General features: G+C 71.8%; 26 protein-coding genes. 12 read left to right on the forward strand and 14 right to left on the reverse strand.

Going from position 1 to position 25,729, the window contains the following annotated elements:
- Positions 1-5: 5 nt before the first annotated feature.
- The 3 genes from ACH54P_RS23560 to ACH54P_RS23570 are packed head-to-tail and all read right to left on the reverse strand — an operon-like array spanning position 6 to position 2,727.
- Positions 6-1,241: an NAD(P)/FAD-dependent oxidoreductase gene (locus ACH54P_RS23560; protein ID WP_489916152.1), complete on the reverse strand. Its 1,236-nt coding sequence runs from the start codon at positions 1,239-1,241 to the stop codon at positions 6-8.
- Entirely contained in the window at positions 1,238-2,050 is an 813-nt protein-coding gene (locus ACH54P_RS23565; RefSeq protein ID WP_489916154.1) for a 4Fe-4S domain-containing protein, read from the reverse strand. Before ACH54P_RS23565 ends, ACH54P_RS23560 begins: the two co-directional genes overlap by 4 nt.
- Before the next feature lie 8 nt (positions 2,051-2,058).
- The gene (locus ACH54P_RS23570; protein ID WP_489916156.1) at positions 2,059-2,727 is read right to left on the reverse strand and encodes a DUF4142 domain-containing protein; all 669 of its coding nucleotides are present in this window, start codon (positions 2,725-2,727) and stop codon (positions 2,059-2,061) included.
- A gap of 247 nt (positions 2,728-2,974) precedes the next feature.
- Here ACH54P_RS23570 and ACH54P_RS23575 point away from each other — a divergent pair, with 247 nt between their 5' ends.
- From ACH54P_RS23575 to ACH54P_RS23590, 4 genes are all read left to right on the forward strand, one after another.
- A complete protein-coding gene (locus ACH54P_RS23575; RefSeq protein ID WP_489916158.1) occupies positions 2,975-3,553 on the forward strand; it encodes a sigma-70 family RNA polymerase sigma factor in 579 nt (192 codons plus the stop codon).
- On the forward strand, positions 3,550-4,005 hold the full coding sequence (locus tag ACH54P_RS23580) for a hypothetical protein (RefSeq protein WP_489916160.1): 456 nt from the start codon (positions 3,550-3,552) through the stop codon (positions 4,003-4,005). The genes ACH54P_RS23575 and ACH54P_RS23580 overlap by 4 nt, the downstream gene beginning before the upstream one ends.
- 31 nt (positions 4,006-4,036) lie before the next feature.
- Positions 4,037-6,817 (forward strand): AAA family ATPase, encoded by a 2,781-nt coding sequence (locus ACH54P_RS23585; protein WP_489916162.1) that lies wholly within the window; start codon positions 4,037-4,039, stop codon positions 6,815-6,817.
- A 73-nt stretch (positions 6,818-6,890) separates the two neighbouring features.
- On the forward strand, positions 6,891-8,132 hold the full coding sequence (locus ACH54P_RS23590; RefSeq protein WP_489916164.1) for an SLC13 family permease: 1,242 nt from the start codon (positions 6,891-6,893) through the stop codon (positions 8,130-8,132).
- Here ACH54P_RS23590 and ACH54P_RS23595 read toward each other — a convergent pair.
- The 4 genes from ACH54P_RS23595 to ACH54P_RS23610 all read right to left on the reverse strand — a co-directional run bounded on the left by ACH54P_RS23595 (position 8,116) and on the right by ACH54P_RS23610 (position 12,720).
- On the reverse strand, positions 8,116-9,858 hold the full coding sequence (locus ACH54P_RS23595) for a hypothetical protein (protein ID WP_489916166.1): 1,743 nt from the start codon (positions 9,856-9,858) through the stop codon (positions 8,116-8,118). The genes ACH54P_RS23590 and ACH54P_RS23595 overlap by 17 nt on opposite strands.
- Positions 9,859-10,041: 183 nt before the next feature.
- Positions 10,042-11,154 carry a bifunctional RNase H/acid phosphatase gene (locus tag ACH54P_RS23600; protein WP_489916168.1) on the reverse strand — a complete coding sequence of 371 codons (1,113 nt, stop codon included), beginning with the start codon at positions 11,152-11,154 and terminating at the stop codon, positions 10,042-10,044.
- Entirely contained in the window at positions 11,151-11,888 is a 738-nt protein-coding gene (locus tag ACH54P_RS23605; protein WP_489916170.1) for a zinc ribbon domain-containing protein, read from the reverse strand. Before ACH54P_RS23605 ends, ACH54P_RS23600 begins: the two co-directional genes overlap by 4 nt.
- 10 nt (positions 11,889-11,898) lie before the next feature.
- The gene (locus ACH54P_RS23610) at positions 11,899-12,720 is read right to left on the reverse strand and encodes a Nif3-like dinuclear metal center hexameric protein (RefSeq protein WP_489916172.1); all 822 of its coding nucleotides are present in this window, start codon (positions 12,718-12,720) and stop codon (positions 11,899-11,901) included.
- A gap of 31 nt (positions 12,721-12,751) precedes the next feature.
- Between ACH54P_RS23610 and ACH54P_RS23615 the strand changes: the two genes are divergently transcribed.
- From ACH54P_RS23615 to ACH54P_RS23630, 4 genes are all read left to right on the forward strand, one after another.
- On the forward strand, positions 12,752-13,318 hold the full coding sequence (locus tag ACH54P_RS23615; RefSeq protein ID WP_489916174.1) for a chorismate mutase: 567 nt from the start codon (positions 12,752-12,754) through the stop codon (positions 13,316-13,318).
- A 227-nt stretch (positions 13,319-13,545) separates the two neighbouring features.
- Positions 13,546-14,007, forward strand: coding sequence for a low molecular weight protein-tyrosine-phosphatase (locus ACH54P_RS23620; RefSeq protein ID WP_489916176.1), 462 nt, complete (start codon positions 13,546-13,548; stop codon positions 14,005-14,007).
- 60 nt (positions 14,008-14,067) lie between these two features.
- Entirely contained in the window at positions 14,068-14,895 is an 828-nt protein-coding gene (locus tag ACH54P_RS23625; protein WP_489916178.1) for an SURF1 family cytochrome oxidase biogenesis protein, read from the forward strand.
- A gap of 50 nt (positions 14,896-14,945) precedes the next feature.
- A complete protein-coding gene (locus ACH54P_RS23630) occupies positions 14,946-15,566 on the forward strand; it encodes an FMN-binding negative transcriptional regulator (RefSeq protein ID WP_489916180.1) in 621 nt (206 codons plus the stop codon).
- A 20-nt stretch (positions 15,567-15,586) separates the two neighbouring features.
- On the opposite strand, the gene ACH54P_RS23635 is transcribed toward ACH54P_RS23630, so the two are convergent.
- Together ACH54P_RS23635 and ACH54P_RS23640 are read right to left on the reverse strand one after the other, a co-directional pair.
- Positions 15,587-16,483 (reverse strand): cobalamin biosynthesis protein CobD/CbiB, encoded by an 897-nt coding sequence (locus ACH54P_RS23635; RefSeq protein WP_489916182.1) that lies wholly within the window; start codon positions 16,481-16,483, stop codon positions 15,587-15,589.
- A 41-nt stretch (positions 16,484-16,524) separates the two neighbouring features.
- Complete coding sequence (locus ACH54P_RS23640) at positions 16,525-17,208, reverse strand: FadR/GntR family transcriptional regulator (RefSeq protein ID WP_489916184.1); 684 nt, start codon at positions 17,206-17,208, stop codon at positions 16,525-16,527.
- Positions 17,209-17,310: 102 nt separating this feature from the next.
- On the opposite strand from ACH54P_RS23640, the gene ACH54P_RS23645 reads away from it, so the two are divergent.
- From ACH54P_RS23645 to ACH54P_RS23660, 4 genes are all read left to right on the forward strand, one after another.
- Entirely contained in the window at positions 17,311-17,805 is a 495-nt protein-coding gene (locus ACH54P_RS23645) for a gluconokinase (protein ID WP_489916186.1), read from the forward strand.
- Positions 17,802-19,169 (forward strand): GntT/GntP/DsdX family permease, encoded by a 1,368-nt coding sequence (locus tag ACH54P_RS23650; protein ID WP_489916188.1) that lies wholly within the window; start codon positions 17,802-17,804, stop codon positions 19,167-19,169. Before ACH54P_RS23645 ends, ACH54P_RS23650 begins: the two co-directional genes overlap by 4 nt.
- Before the next feature lie 209 nt (positions 19,170-19,378).
- On the forward strand, positions 19,379-19,702 hold the full coding sequence (locus ACH54P_RS23655; protein ID WP_489916190.1) for an ArsR/SmtB family transcription factor: 324 nt from the start codon (positions 19,379-19,381) through the stop codon (positions 19,700-19,702).
- Positions 19,699-20,211 (forward strand): SRPBCC domain-containing protein, encoded by a 513-nt coding sequence (locus tag ACH54P_RS23660; protein WP_489916192.1) that lies wholly within the window; start codon positions 19,699-19,701, stop codon positions 20,209-20,211. Before ACH54P_RS23655 ends, ACH54P_RS23660 begins: the two co-directional genes overlap by 4 nt.
- Positions 20,212-20,266: 55 nt before the next feature.
- Here ACH54P_RS23660 and ACH54P_RS23665 read toward each other — a convergent pair whose 3' ends face one another.
- Genes ACH54P_RS23665 through ACH54P_RS23685 form a run of 5 tightly spaced genes read right to left on the reverse strand, consistent with a single transcriptional unit; the run spans position 20,267 to position 25,719 of the window.
- Complete coding sequence (locus tag ACH54P_RS23665) at positions 20,267-21,235, reverse strand: N-acetylglucosamine kinase (protein WP_489916194.1); 969 nt, start codon at positions 21,233-21,235, stop codon at positions 20,267-20,269.
- Positions 21,232-22,497, reverse strand: a complete 1,266-nt coding sequence (locus ACH54P_RS23670) for a 6-phospho-beta-glucosidase (protein ID WP_489916196.1) — start codon at positions 22,495-22,497, stop codon at positions 21,232-21,234. Before ACH54P_RS23670 ends, ACH54P_RS23665 begins: the two co-directional genes overlap by 4 nt.
- Positions 22,494-23,384 (reverse strand): carbohydrate ABC transporter permease, encoded by an 891-nt coding sequence (locus ACH54P_RS23675; RefSeq protein ID WP_489916198.1) that lies wholly within the window; start codon positions 23,382-23,384, stop codon positions 22,494-22,496. Before ACH54P_RS23675 ends, ACH54P_RS23670 begins: the two co-directional genes overlap by 4 nt.
- A complete protein-coding gene (locus ACH54P_RS23680) occupies positions 23,381-24,364 on the reverse strand; it encodes a carbohydrate ABC transporter permease (protein ID WP_489916200.1) in 984 nt (327 codons plus the stop codon). The genes ACH54P_RS23675 and ACH54P_RS23680 overlap by 4 nt, the downstream gene beginning before the upstream one ends.
- The gene (locus tag ACH54P_RS23685) at positions 24,361-25,719 is read right to left on the reverse strand and encodes an extracellular solute-binding protein (protein ID WP_489916202.1); all 1,359 of its coding nucleotides are present in this window, start codon (positions 25,717-25,719) and stop codon (positions 24,361-24,363) included. Before ACH54P_RS23685 ends, ACH54P_RS23680 begins: the two co-directional genes overlap by 4 nt.
- Positions 25,720-25,729: the final 10 nt, after the last annotated feature.

Raw genomic sequence — 25,729 nt, forward strand, 5'->3', positions numbered from 1 at the left:
GTAGCTCAGTACCCGGCCACCGCCCCGCTGTGGTGGCGGGCCGGGACTTCGGGCGGGGACTCGGCGGGCGCGGGGTGCTGGCGGGCGAGTTCGGCGGTCCAGTGGAGGACGGCGGCGGGGCTGTCGAGGCCGATGAGCCCGACGAGGCCGCCGTGGCGGACGAAGCCGGTGATCGGGCGGGTGCCGGGGACCGGTGATTCGAGGAGGACGGTGTCGGTCGCCAGCCCGGGACGGCCGGCGACCTGGATGCGGACGCCGTGTTGTTCGGACCAGTACCGCGGCACCGGCGTGTAGGCCGGGGAACCCTGGGGGCCGGTGAGGAGGTTCTCGGCGGCCGCGCGGCTCATCTCGACGGCGTTGAGCCAGTGCTCGTCGCGCTGGGCTGTGGTGTCGTAGCGGAGGTTGGGCCAGCGGGCGACGTCGCCGGCCGCGACGATCGTGGACGAGCCGACGACGTGGCAGGTGGGTCCGCAGAGGACGCCGTCGTCGAGGGGCAGCTTGGCCCCGCGCAGCCAGGAGACGGCCGGGACGCTCCCGACGGCGACGACGACGCAGGCGACGTCGATCGCGCGGCCGTCGGCGAACTCGAGGCCGACGGACGAGGGCGCGGGGCGCCAGCGGCGGATGGTGGTGCCGAGTTCGAGGTGGACGCCGCGGGCGGTGTGCAGCGCGGTGAGCCAGTCGCCGATGTCGGCGCCGAGGACGTCGGACAGCAGGGGTCGCGCGCGGCCGAAGAGGACGACGTCGCGGTTCATCTCGCGGAGGCTGGAGGCGACTTCGCAGCCGATGAAGCCGTCGCCGATGACGGCGACCGGGCCGGGGCTGGTGGCGAGGGCGCGCTGGAGGGCCGTCGTGTCGGAGAGCGTGCGGACGACGACGACCCGCGGGTGGCCGTGCGGGGCGCCGGGCATGCGGCGGGGTTCGACGCCGGTGGCGATCACCAGGCCGTCGTAGCGGAGCTCCTCGTCGCGGAGGTGGACGACCTGCCGGTTGGGCGACACCGCCGTCACCGGGGTGTCGAAGCGCCATTCGGCGTCGACTTCGAGGGGGTCGGCGAGCTGGGTGTCGGCGCGGCTGACCGCGCCGGTGAGGAGCTGCTTGGACAGCGCGGGGCGGTGGTAGGCGATCCCGGGTTCGGCGCCGAGGACGACGACTTCGCCGTCGAACCCGAGCTCGCGCAGCCGTTCGGCGGCGCGCAGGCCGGCGAGGCCGGCTCCGGCGATGACGATGCGTTCGCTCATCGGGTGGCTCCCAACAGGTGGATGGCTCGCATGGGGCAGGCGCGGGCGGCGGCGCGGACGTTCGGGACTTCCCCGGCTTCGGGGCGTTTCTCGTACTCGAGCTGACCGTCCTGGCCGAGCTGGAACACCTGGGGCGCCTCGGACTGGCAGACGCCGTAGGCGTGGCAGCGGTGGCTGTCGACGTCGACCCGCAGCTCCGCGGGCTCCGGGCCGTCGCCGTCGGGCGGCGCCGCGACCAGCCCGGCGCGGGCGAGGAGCGGGGCCGGCAGCACCCGCAGGACCGACAGCAGCACCGGCGGGACGAGCAGCGTGATCCCGGCGAGCCAGACCACGGCCAGGTGCCCGCTCGCGACGGCGCCGAGCCAGGCGTGCACGGCGAGCAGGCCGATGGCCAGGTAGCCGACCTGGTGGAAGCGGAGCCAGCGGCCTTCGCGGGCGCCGCGGCGCAGACCGGCGGTGACGGAGACGGCGATGACGAGCTCGAGGCCCGCGATGCCGAGCGCGTGGCGCGGGTTGCCGTCGTAGAACGGGAGGAGCAGGTCGGTGACGCCGAACGGGTCGTCTTCGAGGAAGAGGAACGTCAGCCCGTGCAGGGCCCCGGTGGCGAGGGTGAACGCGGCGAGCAGGACGTGCCCGGTGCGCAGCGCGTCCTGGCCGCTGAACCGGCGGACCCAGCCGGTGGCGGCGAGGACGCCCCAGCACAGGGTGAGGCACATGCAGAGGTAGGTGAGGCGGCCGGACAGCGCGGCGACCTCGGCGATCCCGGTGTCGTGGGGCGACAGCGGGACCAGCGCGGCTGAGGGGGACATGGGGCGGCTTACCTCCGGGTGCGCGGCGAGGTCCTGCCGGGGGTCCCGAGCAGGCGGAGCAGGCCGAACGTGGCTGCGGCGGCGAGGGCCACGAAAACGGCGCCGAGTGCGTAGTCGCCGCCGCCGAGGGTGTCGTCCTCGGTGGCGGAGACGAGCAGGGACGTGGTCTCGGCGAGCCCGGTGCTCTCGAGGAGCGTCAGGTGCCCGAGGGAGGTGTCGACGGCGGTCTGGGCGAAGGCGCGGACGTCGTCGTCGCGGGTGCCCGCGCGGACGTCGGAGGCGAGCCCGAAGAGGGTGCCGTACTCGGCGCGGAGCCGGTTGACGTAGGCGCGGTCGAACTCGTCGCCGGAGTCCGCGGCGATTTCGCCCGCCCAGTCGCGTTCCTGACCGGTGGGCTCCCCCGGGAGGGTGACCGCGAGCCGGTCGGCGACGGCGCGCAGGGCGACGTCGAGGCGGGCCTGGTCGTCGGCGATCCGGCCGGCGACCGCTCGGACGCGCCGGTTGGTGGCCCGCTCGGCGGCGAGCCTGCTCGACGGCACGGCCCACAGCGTGTGCTGTTTCAGCCGCGTCAGCAGGGTGCGGTCGGTCTGCTGCAGTTCGCCGGCGGAAGCCGGGAGAACGCAGCCGAGCACGAGCGCGGTCGTGGCGGCCAGCAGCGCCACGAATCGGAGCGGCATCCCCGTTGTCCCTTCGCGAAGGAGTCCTCACCGGGAGTTACGCGGGGAAGGTGTGATCCGGTTCTCGTCGTCACCTTTTAGTGACTGTGACGTGCATCACAAGACACATTTTGAACCGGCCCTCGCTCGATGCCGGCACGAGCGCCGCTAATTGGTAATGGGAACTAATGCATATGGCCTATTAAGTCCTTTTGCGCTACGCTCCGATGGCCCCACGGTCCGCCAGTCAGGTGAGGTTGCGAGCTTTATGGAAGCACCGGGCAGAGCAAGCCACAGCCCCGTCGGCTACGCCCCGTCAGCCACCGCGGTCGACGTCGGCCCCGACCGGGCGGACGACCTCGTCCCGTTGCTGTACAAGGACTTCCGCGCCACCCTGTTCAGCCAGGTACTGGCACTGACCCATTACGACCGGCAGTGGACCGAGGATGTGGTGCAGGAGACCATGATCCGCGCCTGGCAGCACTCCGGCTCGCTCGAACGCGAGCCCGGAATGCTGCGGGGCTGGCTGCTCACGGTCGCCCGCCGGATCGTCATCGACGGCTGGAGAAATCGCCGGGTCCGCCCGCAGGAGGTCGCTCTGGAGATCCCCGAAAACGCCGAGTCCGCCGATCGCGCGGACAGTTCGTTAGCCGCACTAACGATTACTCAGGCATTGGTGGAACTGGACGAGAAATATCAGTCCGTCATCTACGAGACCTACCTCGCCGGAAACACCGTCCGGCAGGCAGCGACAATTCTGGGAATTCCCGAGGGAACCGTGAAATCGCGGTTGTACACGGCGATGCGGCAATTGCGGAAGGCGCTCGGGGAAGTAGCGGTGCGATGAGGGGGCGGCACCACACCGACGCCGCGGCCTACGGGCTCGGCGTCCTGGACGATCCGGAAGAGTTCGAAGCGCACCTGCCCGGCTGCGTCCGCTGCCGGGAGCTGGTCGAGGGGTTCCGGCCGGTGGTCGGAGCGCTCGAGCAGGCGGTCCGGCTCGGCCACCTCGCGGTCGGCGAAACCGCAGCGTCCGAAGCCTTCGGCCGGCCGTCGTCCGGCGCGGCGCGGCCCAGCTACCCGCCGCCCGTCGCCGGCGCGGCGCGCCGCCGGAAGTCGGCGACCGGTCCGCTCCTGCTGCTCGTGCTCGGAGTGGCCGTGACGGCCCTGTGCGCGGCCCGGCCGGCCACCGCGAGGATCCGGTTCGCATCGGCTGCGGTCATCGTCTCCCCTGCTCAGGTCGTGGCCGGTACCGGCCACGCTCCGCGGGATCTCCCCTGGTGGGCCGGTTTCCAGTAGTCTGCCCCAACCCAACATGAAAGTCCTTACGGTGGATACCGAAGTAAATCCCGAGCACCCCGTCAGCGGGGCTTCGGTACCGAAGCGTCCCGCCCCGCGGCTCCCCGGCCGCGAGCCCGAGCTCAACCGTCTGACCAGCCTTTTCCCCCTCGCCCTCGGTGGCACGGCCGCCAGCGCGGTGCTGGTCGGCGAGTTCGGCATGGGCAAGAGCGCCACGCTGCGCACCACCGCGGCGCTCGCCGCCGACGCGGGTTTCACCGTCGCGATCGCCACCGGGTCGCGGCTGGAGAGCCACCTGCCCGGCGGGCTCGTCCGCCAGCTGGCCGACGCGCTGGACGACTCCGGCTCGCCGCGGCCGCCTGCCGCCGAGCTGTGCGGACCGGCCGGCGAGAGCGAAGCGCTCGACCTCTTCTTCCGGATCGTCCGCGACGCGGCCGGGCGGGGCCCGCTGTTCGTCGGCGTCGACAACGTCCACCTCGCCGACGCCTGGTCCATGCGGTGCCTGGCCTACCTCCGCAACCGCGTGCTCGACCTGCCGGTGCTGATCGTCCTGACGTCGCTGACCGGGCACCCCCCGCACCGCGAGGTGGCCCTGCTGGAGATGGCGGGCTGCACGCCGGCGTCGATCACGCTGAACGGCCTCGGCGACGCGGCCGCGGCGGAGATCCTCGGCCTCGCGCCCGGCGAGCTCGCCTCCGCCTGCCGCGAGGCGACCGGCGGCAACCCGTACCTGCTGCAGGCGCTGCGGCCGCGGCTGCTGCCCGGCGCGGACCCGCACGAGCTCGGCTCGTCGCTGATCGGGCAGGTGCTCCACACGCGGATGCAGGAGTTCCCGCACGCGCCGGCCATCCTGCACGCGGCCGCGATCCTCGGCGAGGACGCCGGCTTCGACCTGCTGGCCCAGCTCTCCGGCGTCGACGAGCTGGACGCCCTGCAGGCGATCGACACCATGGTCCGGCTGCACGTGCTCAACAACAGCAACCAGCCGACGCTGACGTACTCGTTCGTCCGCAACTCGCTGCTGAAGGACATGCCGCAGACCACGCGGGCGGTCAACCACGCGCGGGCGGCGAAGCTGCTGTCGGAGACGGGCGCGCCGGCCGAGCGCATCGCCGCGCACCTGCTGGAAGCGACGTCGATCCGGATCCCCTGGGGCGTGGACGTGCTGCGGCTGAGCGCGCGCAACGCCGTGTTCTCCGGACGGCCCGAGCTGGCCGCGCGGCACCTTCGGCGGGCGCTGGAGGAGCGGCTGACGTCCGGGCGCCGGGTCGCCGTGCTGCTGCAGCTCGCCCACGCGGAGTTCCAGGTCGACCCGCCCGCCGCGGCGAAGCGGGTGCGGGAGGCCGTCGACACGATCGGCAACCGCGAGACCGCCGCGTTCATCGCCACCGCGATGCTGCTGTCGCTCTGCGGTGGCCAGGACGCCCGGCTCGCGATCAGCGCGGCCGGGCAGATCGCCGCCCGGCTCGACGCCGGCGGGCCGGACGCGGTGTGGCCGCTGCTGTGCGTCACCTACCTCGCCGAGGCCGGCAGCCGGCTCGGGCCGCCCCCGGAGTTCCGCGACTTCGAGGAGCAGTGGGCGCCGCTGACCGACCCGGCGGCCCAGCGGAGCCGCTCCGCGCTGCTGGCGCTCGACGCCGTCCGCAGCGGCGATTCGGCGCAGGACGCGCTCGGGCACTTCGCCGACGCGCTGACCGGCGACGACGGCGTCCTGTTCGAGCAGCACTACTTCTTCACGCTGGCCACCGCGGTGCTCGCGGACGAGCCGGCGCACGTCGACCGGCTGTGCCGGGTCCTCGACGTCGAGCGCGAGCCGTGGGACGTCCACGTGCCGCACGGCGCGCTGCCCACCCTCGCCCGCGGGATCGCGCTGCAGGCCAGCGGCGACCTGCAGCGGGCCAGCGTGCACTTCGAGTCGCTGCTGCGCCGGTTCGACGAGCGTGGCGGGACGACGACCTGCCCGGTCGGCGTGCTGTGCGCGGCGAAGCTCGTCGAGTGCTGGGTGGACCTCGGACGGTTCGAGGCGGCGACGTCGCTGCTGGACCGGATGGACTTCGTCGCCAGCCAGGGCCTGTTCACCCACACCTACCTGCTGTACGCGCGCGGCCGCCTGCGCGTCGCGACGGGGTACACCCGCTTCGGCTTCGAGGACCTGCTCAGCTGCGGCCGCCGGCTCGCGCACCACGGCATGCGGTTCCCGGGTTTCGTGCCGTGGCGCGCGCACGCGGCGCGGGCCGCGCTGGCGCTCGGCCAGGCCGAGGACGCGGCCCGGCTGGCCGAAGAGGACATGAACGCGTCGGCCCGCTGGGGCGCGGCACGGCCGCTGGGCACGGCACTGACGACGCTCGGGCTGGTCCGCGAGGACGACGAAGCCGAGCGGGCGCTGCAGAAGGCGATCACGACGCTGCGTTCGTCGCCGGCCCGGCTGCAGCTCGCCACGGCGCTGACGGAGCTGGGCACGCTGCAGGCGCGGCACGGCCAGTCCGAAAAGGCGATCGAGACCCTGCGGCAGGCGGTCGAGCTGAGCGAGCACTGCGGCGCACGGCCGCTGGCCCGCCGCGCGGCGGAAGAGCTGCGCTCGGCGCGGCGAGCGTTGACCCCGGCGAAGGACAACGAGTACGGCTTGACCCGGCAGGAGAACCGGATCGCGGTGATGGCGGCGCAAGGGCTGACGAACCGCGAGATCGCGACGGCACTGCACCTGACGCGGCGGACGGTTGAGCTGCATTTGTCCGGTGCGTACCGGAAGCTGGGGATTCCGGGACGGGCGGAGCTGGGTGGCGCGCTGGCGAAGTCGCAGCGCGGCGGGTGAGTCCACTTCGGACACCGGGCTGAGCGGCCCCGGCGGCGCGCGGGACTTCCCAGCCGTCGGTTAGCGTGCACAAGTGAACTTCTGGGCGGCCGCGGGCAGCCTCGCGCTGCTGGCCGGGGTGCTGGTCTTCGCGATCATCCGGCCGCGGGGGTGGCCCGAAGCCGTGGCCGCCGTGCCCGCGGCCGGGGTCGCTCTCCTGCTCGGGCTGGTGCGGCCGGCCGCGGCCGGGCACCGGGTCGTCGAAATCCTGCCCACGCTGGGGTTTCTGGCCGCGATCCTCCTCTTGTCCTTTTTGGCCAGTGTGGACGGTGTCTTCACCTGGCTCGGCAACCGGCTCGCCGAGGCGTGCCACGGCAAACCGCGGCGCCTGCTGGTGCTGACCTTCGCCGCGGCGAGCGGGGTCACCGCGATCCTCAGCCTGGACGCCACGGTCGTGCTGCTCACCCCGGTCGTGCTCGCGACCGCGTCGAGCCTGAAGATGCCCGCGCGCCCGCACGTCTACGCCTGCGCGCACCTGGCGAACTCGGCGTCGACGCTGCTGCCGGTGTCCAACCTGACGAACCTCCTGGCGTTCGCCGCGTCGGGGCTGACGTTCGCCGGGTTCACGGCGTTGATGGCGTTGCCGTGGCTGGTCACCATCGCCATCGAGCTGGTCGTCTTCCTGCGGTTCTTCGCCCGCGATCTCGAGCCGCGGGAGACCGCCGAGCCGCGGCAGCACCTCGAGACGCCGACGTTCGCGCTGGTCATCCTCGGCCTGACGCTCGCGGGGTTCGCGGTGGGCCAGCTGGGCCACGTCGAGCCCGTGTGGATCGCCGCGCTCGCCGCGCTGATCCTGGGCGTCCGGGCGCTGGCGTCGGGCAAGGTCAAGCCGTGGCAGCTGGTCACCGAGGCGTCGCCGCAGCTGGTGCTGTTCGTGCTGGGGCTGGCGGTCGTGGTGGAGGCGGTGTCGGAGCACGTCCTCGGCGGGCTGCTCCGCGACGTCCTCCCGACGTCGGCCGGGCTCACCGACCTCCTGGTGGCGGCCGGCGTGGCGGCGCTGCTGGCCAACCTGGTCAACAACCTCCCGGCGACGCTGATCCTGCTGTCGGTCCTCGGCCCGCACCCGGCGCCGGGCGTGCTGCTGGCGGTGCTGCTGGGCGTCAACATCGGCCCGAACGCGACCTACCTCGGCTCACTGGCGACGCTGCTGTGGCGCCGGACGCTCCCGGAGCACCCCTCGGCCCGGACGTTCCACGCACTGGGGGCGCTCACGACCCCCTTGTGCCTGGCGGCGGCGACCGTGGCGTTGTGGCTCAGCCTCAGCTGGGCATCGTGATCGTCTGGCCCGGGTGCATCGTCGCGCCGCAGTCGTCCAAGGGGCCGCCGAAGCGGTCCGCCGCCACCGCTGGGATCGTCTTCGCCGCGTAGTCCTGGGCCGCCTTGAGCTTGGCCGGGTCCGTCACCGCGTCGCGGCGGACCCAGTCGCCGTTGCGGAGGCCTTCGATCGGGGAGGTGTAGATCAGCACGTAGTCGCGGTCCAGCCGCGGGTCCAGCGCGATGCCGTTGCCCGCCGCCCACGGGCCCCACGAGTGGATGAACGTCGGCTTCACCGTGTCGAACACGTAGTTCCGCAGCCCGGCCAGGTCGTTGTCGTGCACCAGGTCGGCGATCGGCTTGTTGACCAGGCCCGCCATGTCGACCAGCTCGAGCCGGCTGGTCATCGACGAGCCGCCGAGGTCCGGCAGCAGCAGCGACGCCTTCTGCAGGCCGAGGATGTCCGCGTACGTGTTGAAGCCGCGGCCGAAGCGGTCCGCCACCAGGCACGCCGTGATGTTCGGGTTCTTCGCGAACTTGTCCGCCGCGGCCGCGAAGCCGACGGCCGACGGGACGAACGCCCCGACCAGCACCACGACGACACCGACGCGCAGCAGCGCCCGCCGGTTGCGCAGCAGCTCACCCGCCGACAACGTCCCCGCGATGACCGCCAGCGCCCAGATCGGGCTGGCGAACCGGTGCTGGTACATCCAGTCGGCGACCATCACGCCGTACGCGACGATCCCGAGCCCCAGCGGCACCAGCAGCGCGATCAGCGACCGCCGCCACGGCGCCTTGACCAGTGCGAACGCGATCACCAGCGCGAGCAGGACCACCCCGGCCCAGCCCGCGTAGCCGGCCAGCTCGAAGGGCCGCTTCAGGGCGTCCATCCCCGGCAGGCCCTGCTGCTTCGCCACCGACGGGTTGGCCAGCAGCCGACCGAACTCCGCGTGCCGCCAGACGACGTACGCGCCGAACGGCACGGCGAACGCCGCCACCGACAGCAGCGCCAGCCGGAAGCTCTTCCAGAACAGGCCCGAACGCAGCAGGAACAGCGCCGCCAGCGGGTACGCGCCCGCGTAGATCAGGCCTTCCGGGCGGGTCAGCGCGGCGAACGCGACGAGCACGCCGGACCACAGCGCGACCTTCGGGGTCAGCAGCTTGTCCCGCTTGACCGACACGAACAGCGTCACGGCCAGCGTGACGACCGCGAACGCGAACAGCGAGTTCTCCAGGCCGGACACGACCCAGATGACGTACGACGGGATCGTCGCCAGCGTCAGGCCCGCGACCAGCGTGACCAGCCACGCGAAGCGCGTGAAGATCTGCTTCGCGGCGATGTAGCACGCCGTCAGGACGCCGCCGGTGAACAGCAGGCCCAGCGCCTTCGGGAACAGCACGTAGTCGGGGAGGCCGAACAGCAGGCCGTGGTCGAAGAGGCCGACGAGCTTGCCGAGGCCGAGCAGCACCATCCACGTCGGGTCGGAGAAGCCCTCGACCGGCGGGGCGCCCGGCTGCAGCACCGGGCCGAGGCCGTCGGCGAAGCTGCGGGCGTAGGAGAACGTGATGGCCGCGTCGTCGACGATCCAGTGGCCGTAGCGGGTGGCGTGCACGGCGACCGCCGCGACGCCGGCGAGCACGGCCAGTACCGGCGCCAGCCGCGCGCCCCAGCCCCGCTTGGTCGCGGTGGTCTCGGGGTCCTCGGGGAGGTCGCTGGGAGAGGTCTCGGTGAGTGCGCTAGCCGTCATGTCCTCGTCACTGTTCCGCCCGCAGGCTTCTGCCGGTGGGATACGCGCGAGCTGGCGCCCCCTGAAGTGGACCCCTGGAGGATCCGCCACCGCGGCGACGCGGTCGAGACACTGTAGCCAATACCCCATCCGGGGTCCGCCACGCGTCGGCATCGAGCGTGATCCACCCCACATTTTCCCCGGTCAGGCCAGGTGTGAGGTGTCGTTGACCAACCGGACCGAAGCGTTCCCGTCCGGGTAGAACTCGACGATCGACAACGACGCCAGATCGAGGTGCAGCCGGAAGAGCAGCTGCGGCCCCGCGTCGAGGCCCATCCGGAGCAGCGTCTTGATCGGCGTCACGTGGCTGACCAGCACCAGCGTCCGCCCGCCGTGCTCGGCGATGAGCTCGTCACGGGCCCGGCGGACGCGCCGGTGCACGACGTCGAAGCTCTCCCCGCCGGGCGGCGGCACCGAGCTGTCGCCCAGCCAGGAGCGGTGCAGTTCCGGGTCGCGGTCGGCCGCTTCGGCGAACGTCAGGCCCTCCCACTCGCCGAAGTCGGTCTCGATGAGGCCCGGGTGGGTCTCGACGCGGCCGCCGAGCGCGTCGGCGACGGCCTGCGCGGTCTGCTTCGTGCGCGTCAGCGGCGAGGAGATGATCGGGACGGCCTCGCCGTCGACGACCAGGCCCTCGGTGGCGGCCAGCCGCTTCGCCGCCGCCGCGGCCTGCGCCCGGCCCAGCTCGGTCAGCGGGACGTCGCCGCGGCCGGAGTAGCGCCGCAGCGCCGACATCTCCGTCTGGCCGTGGCGCAGCAGGAGCAACCGGGTCGGCGTGCCCTGCGCGCCGGTCCAGGCCACCGCCGCGCGGTCGGGCTTCCGGGTCGGCAGCTTCGGCGGGGCGGCGGGCTTGCCGGCGGCCGCGTCCATGGCTTCGTTGGCCAGCCGGTCGGCGTGGGAGTTCTGCGCCCGCGGGATCCACTCGTACTTGACGCGGGTGAAGCCGGCGGCCAGCTCCTTGGCCCGCTCGGCCAGCGGCTGCATGTCGGGGTGCTTGATCTTCCAGCGCCCGGACATCTGCTCCACCACGAGCTTCGAGTCCATCCGGACGTCCACAGTGGACGCCCCGAGTTCGGCGGCGGCGGCGAGCCCGGCGATCAGGCCGTTGTACTCGGCGACGTTGTTGGTGACGACGCCGAGGCTTTCCTTGCGCTCGGCCAGGATCGCGCCATCGGCGTCCTTGACGACCGCGCCGTAGCCGGCGGGCCCGGGGTTGCCCCGGGAACCACCGTCGGCTTCGACGACGACATGCGAAGTCACAGACCCGACTCCACGGTCCGGACGAGGATCGCGCCGCAGTTCTCGCACTGGATGACGTCGTCCTCGGGCGCGCCCTTGATCTCGTTGACGGTGTTGCGGTCCAGCTCCAGCTGGCAGGCCCCGCAGCGGCGGGCGCGCAGCAGCGCGGCGCCGATGCCCTTGTGCTCGCGGACCCGCTCGTACAGCTTGAGCAGCGGCTCCGGGAAGCGCGGCAGCAGCTTCGCGCGGTCTTCGTCGCGGCGCGCGCGGGTGGTGTCGAGGTCCTTGAACGCCTCGTCGCGGCGGACGATCGCGGCGGCGACCTCGGCCTCGGCCTTGTCGACCTCGGCGCCGGTGCGCTGCGCGTCCAGGCCCAGCGCCTCGCGCTGCTCCATCAGCTCCAGCAGGTCGTCCTCGAGCGCGCTCTGGCGGCGTTCCAGCGACTGCAGCTCGTGCTCGATGTCGGCCATCTGCTTGGCGACGACCGTGCCGGAGGCCAGCAGCTTGCGGTCGCGGTCCTCGCGGGCGCGGACCGACTCGATCTCCTTCTCCTGCCGGGCGATCTCCCGGTCGAGGTCGGAGGCGGCGGTCTCCACGGACACGAGCGCGTCGCGGCGCTCGCGGACGGTCTTCTCCCCCGCGTCGATCTCGGCCAGCTCGGGGAGGGTGCGGCGGCGGTGCGCGGTGCGCGAGAGCTCGGCGTCCACCTTGGCGAGCTCGAGCAACTGGCGCTGCACGGCGGGTTCGGCCTTCACGGTGCTCCTCTTAATTCGATTTGCGCTCGGCGCGGACGCTCCACGGGTCGGTGCACCGCGTGGAGACGTGAACGTCGACGTTACCCGCAAACGCCTGCGCCACGACCGCCGAGGCTTGCCCGCACCAGGGCCATTCGCTGGCCCAGTGGGTCAGCCCGACCAGCGCGGGCACCGCGCCCCGGCTCGCCAGGTGCTCGCCGGCGGGGTGATGCCGCAGGTCGGCGGTGACGTAGGCGTCGACGCCGGCCGCGACGGCCTGCTTCAGGTAGGAGTCCCCGGCGCCGCCGGAGACGGCGACGGTGCGGATCGGGCGGTCCGCGGCGCCCGCCCCGAGCACGCCCGGCACGGTCGCGGGCAGGGCGTCGGCGACGCGCTGGACGAAGGTCGCGAACGGCTCGGGCGCGGGCAGTTCGCCGACGCGGCCGATGCCGGTGACGCCGTCGGCGTTCGGTTCCAGTGGCCCGGTCACGCGCAGCCCGATCGCCGCGGCCAGCGCGTCGGAGACGCCGGGGTCGGCCGAGTCGGCGTTGGTGTGCGCGCAGTAGAGGGCGATGCCTTCACGGATCATCCGGTGCACCAGCGCGCCCTTGGCGGTGTCGGCGGGGACGCCGTGCACGCCGCGCAGCAGCAGCGGGTGGTGCGCGACGATCAGCTGCGCGCCGAGCTCGGCGGCTTCGTCGACGGTCTCGGCGACGGGGTCGACGCAGAACAGCACCCGCGTGACGGGTTCGGCGGGGTCGCCGCAGACGAGGCCGACGGCGTCCCACGACTCGGCGAGCGCGGGCGGGTAGGCCTGCTCCAGCGCGGTGATGATTTCGGAAAGTGCGGGCACCCGGGGATCTTCGCATGTACGGTGCGGGGCCATGCGCCTTCGGTCCGGGCTCGCCGTGCTCCTCGCGGTCTTCGCGGCGCTCCTCGTCGCCGCGGTCCCGGCTTCCGCCTCGGGCACGACCCTGTGGCGGCTCACCGATCTCGCCGCGCAGCGGGTGCGGATCGCCGACCAGGTGGCCGCGGCCAAGTACGGCACGCCGTCCCCGATCGACGACCCGGTGCGCGAACAGCAGATCTACGACTCGGTCGCGGCGCGGGCGCCGGAGCTGGGGCTCGCCCCGGCGGACGCCGTGCGGTTCTTCCACGCCCAGATCGAGGCGAACAAGCTGGTGCAGCGCGGCCTCTACGCCCGCTGGGACGCTCACCCGTCCGAGGTACCCACCACCCGTCCGGACCTCGGACAGATCCGCCCGGTGATCGACCGGCTGAACACGGGCTTGCTGACCGAGCTGGCGGCGACCATCTCCGCGCGGACGGCCCGCTCGTGCCCGGTCAAGCAGCGGCTGGCGGCCGGGGTGGCGGACGTCGTCCACCACTTCGACGTCCTGCACGCGCGAGCCCTCGGCGAAGCGACGTCGGCGACCTGCTCTCCGCGCTGACGGCGCCCCGGCGGCGTCAGCACGCCGCCGAGAGCGCCGGGTCAAGCGTCAGTTGCAGTTGCCGCAGCAGCCGCAGCCCTGGCCCGTGCACTTCGAGCAGCACCCGTGCATGATCGCTCTCCTTCCGGTTCGCGTCCCCGCGAGATCGAAGCTAAGTGCCGGTCGCGGGCCCCGGGTACCGCCGAGCGGGCGGGTGACCGGGTGATCCCGGTGGTTACGCTCGCGACGTGACGCACATCGTCTTCGTCTGCTCCGGCAACATCTGCCGCTCCCCGATGGCCGAGCTGGTCTTCCGCGCCCACCTCGAGGACGCGGGTCTCGGCGACGCCGTCCGCGTGACGAGCGCGGGCACCGGTCCGTGGCACGCCGGGGAGCCGGCCGACAAGCGCGCCCGCGCGACGCTGAAGGCGCACGGCTACCCGACCGCGCACGTGGCGGCCGAGGTGTCGGACGAGGACCTGGCCGCCGACCTCCTGCTGGCGGCGGACGCCGACCACGCGGACTTCCTGCGGGCCCGGGTGGGTGCCCCGGAGAAGGTCCGGCTGCTGCGGTCGTTCGACCCGTCGGCGCCCGAAGGAGCCGAAGTCCCGGACCCGTACTACGGCGGCGACGAGGGCTTCGAAGACGTCCTCGGCATGATCGAACGCGCGGTGCCCGGTTTGCTCGATTGGGTCCGTTCGCGCGGCTGAACGTCACACCCGGCGGAGGTCGGCGGGCGGCGCGGAGGGGCCACGGCCTACCGTGGTGGGGTGCGGTTGCGGTTCCTGCTCCGGCCCGGGTGGCTGGCTCTGACGGCGGTGGTGTTCACCTTCGCCATCTGCTGCTTCACGCTCTTGTCGCCCTGGCAGTTCAGCCGCAACACCGAACGCGAGCAGCAGAACGCCGCGCTGGAGGCGTCGTTCACCGCGGCGCCGGTGCCGCTGCCGCAGCTGCTGCCGCCGGGGAGCGTGCCCGACCAGCACACCGAATGGCACCTCGTGTCGATCACCGGCCAGTACCTGCCGGACAAGGAGGTCGTCGCGCGGCTGCGGACGGTCCAGGGCGAAGGCGCCTTCGAGGTGCTGACCCCGATGCGGACCACCGAGGGCACGGTCGTGCTGATCGACCGCGGCTTCGTCCGGCTGGACAGCAAGTCCGGCGTGCTCCCGTACCCGCCGCCGCCGGCCGGGACCGTGCAGGTCACGGCCCGGGTGCGCGCGGACGAGACCGACCCGAAGAACCGCGACGCGTTCGCCGACGCGTCGACCGGCGGGCAGCTGCAGAGCTACGTCGTCGATTCGCGGGTGGTCGGGCGCGCGGGCAAGCTCGACATCCGGCCCGGCTACTTCCAGCTCGACACCGACCAGCCGGGCGTGCTGGGTGCGCTGCCGCTGCCGCAGACGGATTCGGGGCCGTTCCTGTCGTACGCGCTGCAGTGGATCGCGTTCGGGGCGATGGCCCTGCTCGGCTGGCTGTACTTCACGGTGCGTGAGTTGAAGCCCGGCGGGGCCCTGACGGCTCCTTCCGGGACGCCCCGGCGCAAGTCCGTCGCGGAGATCCTGGCCGAGGACGAGTACGCGAGTGGACCTCTCAAATAGGGCGGAAATGGCCCTGTGATGTGGCCACTTGGCGGGGTGATACTCGGGTCATGTTGATCCACCCGTGGGACGCCGCTTCGGACTCGGAATGGCGGGAGTGGCTGTCCGGCCACGACTTCGGCCAGCTGATCGCCGGCGGTACCGGCCGCGACCTCCCGGTGGTGACCCCGGCCCACTTCGCCTTCGACGGCGACCGCACGATCGTCACGCACCTGGCGCGGCCGAACCCGATCTGGCCGCTGCTGGAGGAGCACCCGCGGGCGTTGCTGACGGTGGTCGACGACTACACGTACATCCGGGCGGACTGGAACACGGCCGAGGGAGCGGACCCGGCTTTCGGCGTACCGACGTCGTACTACGCGACGGTGCAGCTCGAGGGCGACGTCCGGCTGGTCGACGACCCGGCGGCGAAGGCGGCGCTGCTGGACCGGCAGCTGCGGCACTTCGAGCCGGATGGCGAGCGGGCGCCGGTGAGCGCCTCCGAGGCCCCGGATCGGCGGTTGCTGCCGGGGATCCGGGGGATCGAGTTCACGATCACGGGGGTCCGGGCGAAGTTCAAGTTCGGGGGGAACAAGGCGGCCGAGGACCGGGAGCGGATCGGGAGCCGGCTGGCGGAGCGGGGTGGGCGGTTGGACGCGGAGGCGTTGAGCCAATTGCGCCGCCGGGGCTGAAAAAGTTCAGGGGCGAACCGTCAACGCCCCCGGCGTCCCAGCCCCGCGACCACCGCCACCAGCACCGAAGTCACCCCGGCCAGCCAGCCCACCACCCGGGACAACTCCACCGCCCGCGTCACGTGCCCCGCGTCCGGGTTGCGCCCGACACCCAGCACCGGCAGCTCCGCCACCCCGTGCGGGTACACCGTCCGGCCACCCACCCGGACCTCCAGCGCTCCCGCGAACGCCGCCTCCACGCGGCCCGCGTTCGGGCTGGGGTGGGCGATCGTGTCGCGGCGCCACGCCCGCCACGCTCCGCCCGCCGAGCCGCCCACCACCGGAGCTGCCAGGACCGTCAAGGCCGCCGCCACCCGGGTCGGGACCAGGTGGACCAGCTCGTCGAGGCGGTCGATCGCCCAATGGCCCTGGCGGCCCGCGCGAGCTCGGCGCAGCAGGCTGATCGCCCGCGCGCCCAGCAGGCCGGGGACGCCCGCCACCGCGCCCCACACCAGCGGGGCCACCACCGCGTCGGAAGTGTTCTCCGCCAACGTCTCCACCGAGGCGCGGGACAGCGCGATCGCGCCCAGCCCGTCGGCCACCCGGGGGTCCAGTTCGGACAGTGTCGAGCGGGCCGGCTCGAAGCGGCACTCCTCGAGGTCGCGCGCCAGCTCGGTGCCGTGCAGGGCCAGCCCGGCCGCACCGAGCACCGCCCACGTCGTCACCGCCGTCGCCGAAGCCTGCACCAGGGGGCGGCCTCGGCCGGCGCGCTCCAGCAGGAGACCACCGGCCACCGCGGCGCCGGCCACCAACGCGCCGGGGCCCGGCCGGTGCGCGAGCCGGCGGAACGCCGTCACGGGAGGTCGCCGCCGGGGGTCGCCGAGGGCGCCGTCGGCCGCCACGCCCAACACCAGTCCGATCGCGCGCGCCGCGCTCACCCGTGCCCCCCGGCGGAAGAAAACTCCAGTACCCGTCGAGGCTACTCGACCAGCGCCGCGATCTCCTCACGCGCCTGGACGACGATGTCCCGCATCGCCCGCTCGGCCCGGTCCGCGTCCCCGCCGGCCACCGCGGCGGCCACCTCCAGGTGCAGCGCCACGGCCTCGGGCTGCGGTTCCGGCGGCATCAGGCCGTGCCCGGTCCGCCCGGTGAGCACCTCCGCGACAACCTCGGACAGCTGCGCGAACATCGGGTTCCGGGACGCCGACAGCAGCAGGTCGTGGAACGCGATGTCGAACTCGAGGAACGTCGTGAGGTCCCGCGCCCGGGCCGTCCGGGCCAGCCGCTCCCCCAGGGCGCCCAGCCGGCCGCGCTCCTCCGGCGTCGCGCGCAGGGCCGCGTACCGCGCCGCGCACGGCTCGATCGCCGACCGCAGCTCGTTCAGCGTGGCGAGCGCCGCCGGGCGCCCGGGCCCGTCGAGCTGCCAGCGGATCAGCCGCGGGTCGTAGTGGTTCCACTCCGCGGGCTCCCGGACGATCACCCCGACCCGCCGCTTGCTGCTGGTCAGCTGCATCGTCTCCAGCACCCGGACGACTTCGCGGGCCACCGTCCGCGAAGCGCCGAAGCGCTCCTGGAGCTCTTCGGAGCGCAGCACCGTGCCCGGTTCCAGGGAACCGTTCGCGATCGCCGCGCCGAGGGCGTCCAGGACCTGCTCGTGCCTCACCAGGTCAACCTAGCGGTCTGATTCGATTAAGTAGTACTTCATCTTGAATAAGTAGTACTTTTGAGTTTGACTCACCTGGGCACAACGAAGTGGGAGGTGCGGATGACCGTCATCGTGGTGATGGGCGTGTCAGGCTCCGGGAAGACGACGATCGGCACGGCGCTCGCGCGGGCGCTGGACGTCGAATACGCCGAAGCGGACACGTTCCATCCGAAGGCCAACATCGACAAGATGACCGCCGGCACCCCGCTGACGGACGAAGACCGCGCCCCCTGGCTCGAGGCCATCGCCGGCTGGATCCGGGAGCACCAGGCGTCCGGCGGCGTCGTGACGTCGTCCGCGCTCAAGCGCCGGTACCGCGACGTCCTCCGCGCCGGCGGCGACGTCTGGTTCGCCCACCTGCACGGCGACCGCGAGATCCTCGCCGAGCGCATGCAGTCCCGCTCGGGGCACTTCATGCCGGTGTCCCTGCTGGACTCCCAGCTCGCCGATCTCGAGCCACTCGAGGCGGACGAGCCCGGCGCGGTCTTCGACATCCGCGACACACCCGCCCAGATCACCGAGGCCGCCCTCACCGCCTTCCGGGAGCACGCATGAACACCGTCCTCGCGGCCGCCTGGACCGGCCACGACACCCGCCTGATCGCCGCGACCCTCGTCGCGATCGCGGTCATCGTCGTGCTCATCACCAAGGTGAAGCTGCACCCGTTCCTGTCGCTGGTGCTCGGCTCGCTCGTGCTCGGGCTGACCGCCGGGATGCCGATCGCCGACGTCATCAAGAAGTTCTCCGCCGGCGTCGGCAGCACGGTCGCGTCCGTCGGCATCCTGATCGCGCTGGGCGCGATGCTCGGCAAGCTGCTGGCCGACTCCGGCGGGGCCGACCAGATCGTCGACACCGTGCTCGGCAAGGCCCGCGGCGGCGCGCTGCCCTGGGCGATGGCGCTCGTGGCGGCGTTGATCGGGCTGCCGATGTTCTTCGAGATCGGCCTGGTCATGCTGATCCCGGTGGTGCTGCTCGCGGCCAAGCGCACCGGGAAACCGTTGATGCTGCTGGGGATCCCGGCCGTCGCGGGGCTGTCCGTGCTGCACGGTCTCGTCCCGCCGCACCCCGGCCCGCTCGCCGCCGCCGGGGCGCTCAACGCGAACGTCGGGCTCACGCTGGCGTTCGGCCTGCTCGTCGGCATTCCGACGCTGGTCATCGCGGGTCCGCTGTTCGGCAAGGTGGCCGCCCGGCTGGTGCCCGACGCGCAGCCGCCCGAGCGGCTCATCCCCGAGCGCGCCGACACGGACAAGCCGCGGCCGAGCTTCGCCGCGACGCTCACGACGGTGCTGCTGCCGGTCGTGCTCATGCTGGCCAAGGCGGTTTCGGACATCCTGCTGGCCAAGGAAAGCCAGGCCAGGAAGGTCCTCGACTTCGTCGGCGACCCGCTGATCGCGCTGCTCGCGGCGGTGCTGGTGGGCATGGTGCTGCTCGGCCGCCCGGCCGGGCTCGACCGCGCGCGGCTGTCCACTGTGGTCGGTGACTCGCTCGGGCCGATCGCCGGGATCATCCTCATCGTCGGCGCGGGCGGCGGGTTCAAGCAGACGCTGGTCGACGCCGGGGTCGGCGACGTCATCACCGGCCTGGCCAAGGACGCGCACCTGTCGCCGCTGCTGCTCGGCTGGCTGGTCGCGGTGGCGATCCGCCTGGCCACGGGCTCGGCCACGGTGGCGACGGTCTCCGCGGCGGGCATCGTGGCGCCGTTGGCCGCGGGGATGGACCCGTCCCAGAGCGCGCTGCTGGTGCTGGCGATCGGCGCCGGGTCGCTGTTCTTCTCGCACGTCAACGACGCCGGGTTCTGGCTGGTGAAGGAGTACTTCGGGCTGTCGGTCGGGCAGACGCTGAAGAGCTGGTCGGTGATGGAGACGCTGATTTCGGTGGTCGCGATCGCGCTGATCCTGCCGCTGTCGCTGGTCGTTTAGCCACCGCACGAACGAGGAGGCCGTCACCCCAGCCGGGGTGGCGGCCTTTTCGCGACCGTAACGGTCAGCGCAGCGAACAGCACACTCGCCGGCGCACGCCGGTGCGGGTCGTGGCCTGTTCCGCCGGAACCGACATGACGAACCAGGTGGACCACAGCCATCCTCGCAACCGTTGACATGTGACCTTTTGGTCACCTATTCTCGGCGACGTGCCCGACGACGACCTGGTGTTCAAGGCGCTGGCGGATCCGACCCGCCGGTTCCTGCTCGACCTGCTCTTCGAGCGTGACGGCCGCACGCTCACCGAGCTGGAGACGCAGGTGGAGATGACCCGCTTCGGCGTCATGAAGCACCTCAAGCTCCTCGAAGAGGCCGGGCTCGTCGTCACGCAGAAGGAAGGCCGCGAGAAGCGGCACTTCCTCAACCCCGTCCCGATCCGGGAGATCCACGACCGGTGGATCGACAAGTACACCGAGCGCCAGGTCGAAGCCCTGCTCGACCTCAAGAACGAACTGGAAGGCAACGAGCCATGACGAACACCGTGCAGGTCCACCGCGTCTACATCAAGGCCACGCCGGAGCGCATCTGGGAGGCCATCACCAAGCCCGAATGGACGCAGAAGTACGGCTACACCGGCCTGGTCGACTTCGACCTCAAGCCCGGCGGCAAGCACCGGACCCGGCCGACGCAGGCGTTCATCGACGCCGGCTTGACCGGTGACCTCGTCGACGGTGAAGTCCTCGAGGTCGACCCGCCGCGCAGGCTCGTCATCACCTGGAAACTGCTCATGGGCCCGGAAGGGATGGGCGCCGAGCCGTACACCACGCTCACCTACGACATCGAGGCGACGAAGACCGCCGGCACCAGACTCACCGTCACCCACGACGTCACCGGGGCGCCGCTGACCGCCGACATGGTCGCCGGGGTGCACGAAGACGTCAACGCCGGGCCGGGGGAGAACGCGGGCGGCGGCTGGGACTGGATCCTGTCGGACCTCAAGTCGCTGCTGGAGACCGGCGAAATCCTGGTTCCGGCGCCGTGAGGGGGTCTGGCGGGACCTGTCTCGCGCCGCTTCGAGACAGGTCCCGCCAGGGTCTTCAGACGCGCTGGGTCGCCGCCTTCAAGGCCGTCTTCGCGGCCTCCGGCGCACCCAGCGTGTCGAGTCCGAACAACGCCGCTCCCACCACCGGGTTCACGTCGACGACCCGGACCACCGCGCGCGGCGCCACTTTGAGGCACCGGCGCTCGATCTCCGCGATCACCGGTGCGCCGATCCCGGTCAGGACGCCGCCGCCGAGGACGATCTCCGGCGCTTCCTCGGTGAGGTCGAGGTTGCGCAGGATCACCGCCGCGAACACGCTCACCTCTTCGACGAACCGGGTGACGATGTCCTGCGCGACCTCGTCGCCGGCCGCGGCCACCTCGAACAGCAGCGGGCACAGGCCGTGGATCGACGCCGGGTCGATCTCCTCGAAGTGCAGCCCCTGCACCACGTCCAGCAACGTCGGCTTGCCGAAGTAGCGGGCCACGGCCGGGTGCAGCGCCGTGCGCGGGCCGCGGCCGTCCTCGGCGCGGACCGCCCACCACAGCGCCTCTTCGCCGAGCCGGTAGCCGCCGCCCCAGTCGCCGGAGATCTTGCCCAGCGCGGGAAAGCGGTGCACGCGGCCGTCGGGGCCGACGCCGGCGCCGTTGATCCCGGCCCCGCACACGACTGCCACCCCCACCCCCGCGCTGCCCGCCCGAAGCAGCGCGAGGGTGTCGTTGCCGACGACCAGCGTGTCACTCCAGCCGCGGGCCGCCAGCGCCGCGTGCAGCGCCTCCTCTTCGCGCGGGAAGTCGAGCCCGGCCAGGTACGCCGAGGTGTGCACGGCGAACGGCTTCTCCCCGAAGTCCGGGTAGGCCTCCAGGACCAGGCCCTCCAGCGCCGTGACGCAGGCCGCGACACCGATGTTCTGCGGCGACGCGCCGGGGCCGCGCGAGCTCCCCAGCACGACGCCGTCTTCCGAGACCACCAGGACCTCGGTCTTGCTGTTGCCGCCGTCGATCGCGATGACTGCAGGCCTCATCCGCGCGCCCAGGGCAGGTACTCGCGGTTGATCTGCACCAGGGAGTCGGCCAGCGTGTCGGCCTTGCTGTACTGGCCGACCAGCGGGTGCGCGAGCAGCGCGTCCGCCACCCGGTCTCGGCCGCCCTTCACGGCCGCCTCCAGCGCGAGGAACTCGTACGCCGTCGTCGCCGCGATGAGGCCCGAGAACCGGGGCTCCACCGCCGGCTGCGGGATCGCCACCGCGCCTGAAGAGTCCACAGTGGACCGCGCCTCGATGACGGCGTCGTCCGGCAGGAAGGGGAACGTGCCGTCGTTGCGGACGTTCACCACGTGCTCCTCGGCCGGCCCGCCCGCGGTCAGCGCGTGCACCAGTTGCACGGCCGCCTCCGAGTAGTACGCCCCGCCGCGCTTCTCCAGCGACTCCGGCTTCGTGTTCTGCTCCGGGTCGAGGTAGATCTTCAGCAGCTCCTCCTCGACGTCGCTGACGACGTCCGCGCGTGGCCGTTCGGTGCGCTGCTTGGTGACCTGCTCGTCGTGCGCGTAGAAGTACTTCAGGTAGTACGACGGCACGACGTTCATCCGCCGCAGCCACTTCTCCGGCACGCTCACCTCGTTGGAGAGGTAATCGAGGTGCTTCTCCAGCAGCTCCGGCAGCCGGTCGACGCCGTCGACGAGCGCGCCGCGCTCCCAGCTGAGGTGGTTGAGCCCGGTGTGGACGAGCTTGACGTCGTCCGCGCCGACACCCAGGAGCTTGCCGAACTGCCGCTGCAGGTTGATGGCGACGTTGCACAGCCCGACCGCGCGGTGGCCCTCGTCGAGCAGGGCGCGCGTCACGATGCCGACCGGGTTGGTGAAGTTGACGATCCACGTGTCGTCACCGGCGATCTTGCGGACGCGGTCGGCGATGTCGAGCACCACCGGGACCGTCCGCAGTGCCTTCGCCAGCCCGCCGGCGCCGGTCGTCTCCTGCCCGACGCAGCCGCAGGCGTGCGGGAACGTCTCGTCGGAGCGCCGCGCCCGCTGCCCGCCGACCCGCAGCTGGATCAGCACCGCCGAAGCGCCGTCGACGCCCTCCTCCAGCGACTGCGTCGTCCGCACCCGCGCGGGGTGGCCGGCGTGGTCGAGCAGGCGCTGGCTGAACCCGCCGACGGCCTCGACGCGGTAGGCGTCCGGATCGACCAGCACGATCTCGTCGACGTCCAAAGTGGACCGGCGCCCGGCGATCCCGTCGATCAGCTCCGGCGTGTAGGTGGACCCGCCACCGACGACTGCCAGCTTCATCCCTTGACTCCCGTGAATGTGATGCCCTTGACGAACGACTTCTGCGCGAAGATGAACAGCACGATCACCGGCGCCATGATCAGCGCGGTCGCCGCCATCGTCATGTTCCACTCGACGTGGTGCATCCCGCGGAAGGACGCGATCGCCAGCGACAGCGGCCAGTGGTCCTGGTTCTCACCCGTGTAGAGCAGCGGGCCGAAGTAGTCGTTCCAGGTGAACAGGAAGCAGAACATCGCGGTGGCCGCGATCCCCGGCTTGGCCATCGGGATCAGCACCCGGTACATGGCCTGGAACTCGTTGCAGCCGTCGATCTTCGCGGCTTCGAGGTAGTCCTTCGGAATGGTGAGGAAGAACTGCCGGAGCAGGAAGATCGAAAACGCATCGAAGAAGAAGTACGGCACGATCAGCGGCACCAGCGTGCCGGTGAGCCCCATCCGCACCCAGAGGTCGTACAGCGGCACGACGGTGACCTGCGGCGGCAGCAGCATCGCCGCCACGGTCAGCATGAAGAACAGGTTCTGCCCGCGCCACCGCAGTTTCGCCAGGGCGTACGCCGCCGGGATCGCCGAGAGCAGCGCGCCCAGCGTCGCCAGCGCCGAATACAGCAGGCTGTTGCCGAAGTACTCCAGCAGCGGCGCCTTCTGGAACACCTTGACGAAGTTCTCGAAGTGCCATTCGGTCGGCCACAGGCTCGCCGTCATCGCCTGGTCGCTCGCCATCACCGCCGTGAGGAACACGAACAGCAGCGGCAGCATGAAGATCACGCCGAGCGCGATGCCGATCGCGTGCGTGGCGATGAAGGACAGGCGCTTGTCCCAATTCCGCTTGAACCGCACCTTCGGCGGTACGCCCGCCGCGCGCTGCGGCGCTTCGGCCACGGCGGTCATGCGCCCTCCTCCTGGTGCTGGGACTTCCGGAGCTGCCGTACGAGAATCCACGTGAAGGCCGAGCTCACGATGAACAGCAGCACCGCCATCGCCGCCGCGTAACCCATGTTGAAGTAGCGGAAACCCTGGACGTACAGCCAGATCGGGTACGTCAGCGTCGAGTTCTGCGGCGCCCCGATGAGCTTCGAGTTGCCGGCGACGTCGGCGGTGCCGGCACTTGCCGAGGCCGCCACGATCGCCTGGGTGAAGAACTGCAGCGCGTAGATGATCGAGTTGACCACGCCGAACAGCAGCACCGGCGAGATCGACGGCAGCGTGACGTGCCAGAACCGGCGGACCGGGCCGGCGCCGTCGAGCTCGGCGGCCTCGTACTGCTCGGTCGGGACGTCCAGCAGGGCGGCCAGGATGATGATCATCAGCTCGCCGGAGCCCCACAGCGCCAGCAGCGTCAGCGCGGGCTTCGACATCGCCGGGCTGTTGAACCAGAGCCCGCCGTCGATGCCGACGAGCCGCAGGAACCGGTTGACCGGCCCGAACTCGGGGTTGAACACGAAGACGAAGGCCAGCGTCGCCGCCGCGGGCGGGGCGAGCGTCGGCAGGTAGCAGAGCGTCCGGACGAGCCCGACGCCCGACTTGAGCCGCGAGATCACCGAGGCGATGCCGAGGGAGAACACCACGCGGCAGACCGTCAGGACGACCACCAGCCACAGCGTGTTGTACGCGGCCGTGCCGACCAGCGGCTCGGTCGTGAACATCCGGACGTAGTTGTCGAACCCGATGAACTGCGGCGGGTTGATCAGGTCGTACCGGGTGAAGGAGTAGTAGACCGTGGCGATCAGCGGGTAGCCGAAGAAGATCAGGAACCCGAGGAGCGCCGGAGCCATGAAGAACAGGACGGTCCGGCGGCGCTTGGCCCGGCGGGCCCCCGCCCGCACCTTCGCAGGTGCGGACGGGGAAACCTTTTCGGCGAGCGTCGTCATCCGCCCGCGCCCTTCTGCTTCAGTTCGTCGTCGATCTGCGCGTCCACCTTCTTCAGGCCTTCGGTGAGGTCCGGCACCGAACCGGCCTGCCACTTCTCGGCGAAGTCGTTGACCGCCTTGAGGTGCGCGTCACCGATCGGGGTGGTCTGGTTGGCCACCAGCTTGCCGCTGTCGTAGATGTCGAGGAACGTCTTGAACTGCGGCTGCAGGTCCAGCTTCGGCGAGGTGAGCGCCGCCTTGGTGCTGGGCACGTTCTTCAGGCCGTTGGCCATGTCCACCAGGGTGTCGGTGTCCAGGGTGACCTGCTTGATGAGCTCCCACGCGGCGCCGGGGTTCTTGGCGCCCTTGGGGATCGCGATGATCGTGCCGGTGGTGAAGCCGCCGCCGTAGTGGTCGGCCATGGTGTCGAGCACCGGCGCGGGCGCGGTGGCGTAGTTGACGTTCGGCGCCTGGTCCTTGAGGAACGCCGTGCGGAACTCGCCGTCGTAGATCATCGCCAGCTTGCCCTTGTGGAAGCCGTTGTCGGCGGAGTACTCGTCGCCGAGCCCGGCCTTGAACTGCTCGACCTTGTCGTGGCCGCCGTAGAAGTCGATGAGCTGCTTCTGGAACTCGAACATCGCCTTCCAGCCGGGGTTGGTGGCGAGGTCCGACTTGCCGTCCGGGCCGAGGAACGGCGCGCCGAAGTTCGGCGCCCAGTACTGGGCCTGGTTGGCGTAGAACGGCATCGAGGGCAGGAACCCGGCGACCTTGATCGACCCGTCCGGGTTGAACTCGGTCAGCTTCTTGGTGGCCTCGAACAGTTCCGAGGTGGTCTTCGGCGGCGAGGTGATGCCCTTCGCCGCAAACATGTCCTTGTTGTAGTAGAGCCCGTAGACGTCGGCGAGCATCGGCATCGCGCACCGCTTGCCCTGGTACTCGGTGTAGTTGCGGACGGCTTCCGGGATCTGGTTCAGGTCGATCTTGTCGCGCTCGATGTAGGGCTTGAGGTCCTGGAAGCTGCCGGTGGAGCACCAGGCGCCGAGGTTGTCGGTGTAGAACGAGATCGCGACGTCGGGTGGGTTGCCGCCGCGGATCGACTGGGTGAGCTTGTCGTCGTCCTGGTTGCCCTCGTGCTTGATCTCGATGTTCGGGAACTTCGCCTTGAGCTTGTTGAGGCCCGCGGTGACCACGCCGTACTCGCGGTCGGTGAACTTGGAGTACACCGTGATGGTCAGCTTGTCGTCCTTGCCGGGCGCGGCCGCCGCATCGCCGCCGCTCGGGGCGGCGGCGCCGGAACAGGCGCTGGTCAGCAGGACGGACGCCGCGGCGGCGACGGCTAACAGCGAGCCGCGGCGGATCCGGGTGGTAGGGGGCATGGCCCTCCTC

The organism is Amycolatopsis sp. N2S4-7 (genome assembly GCF_058119595.1).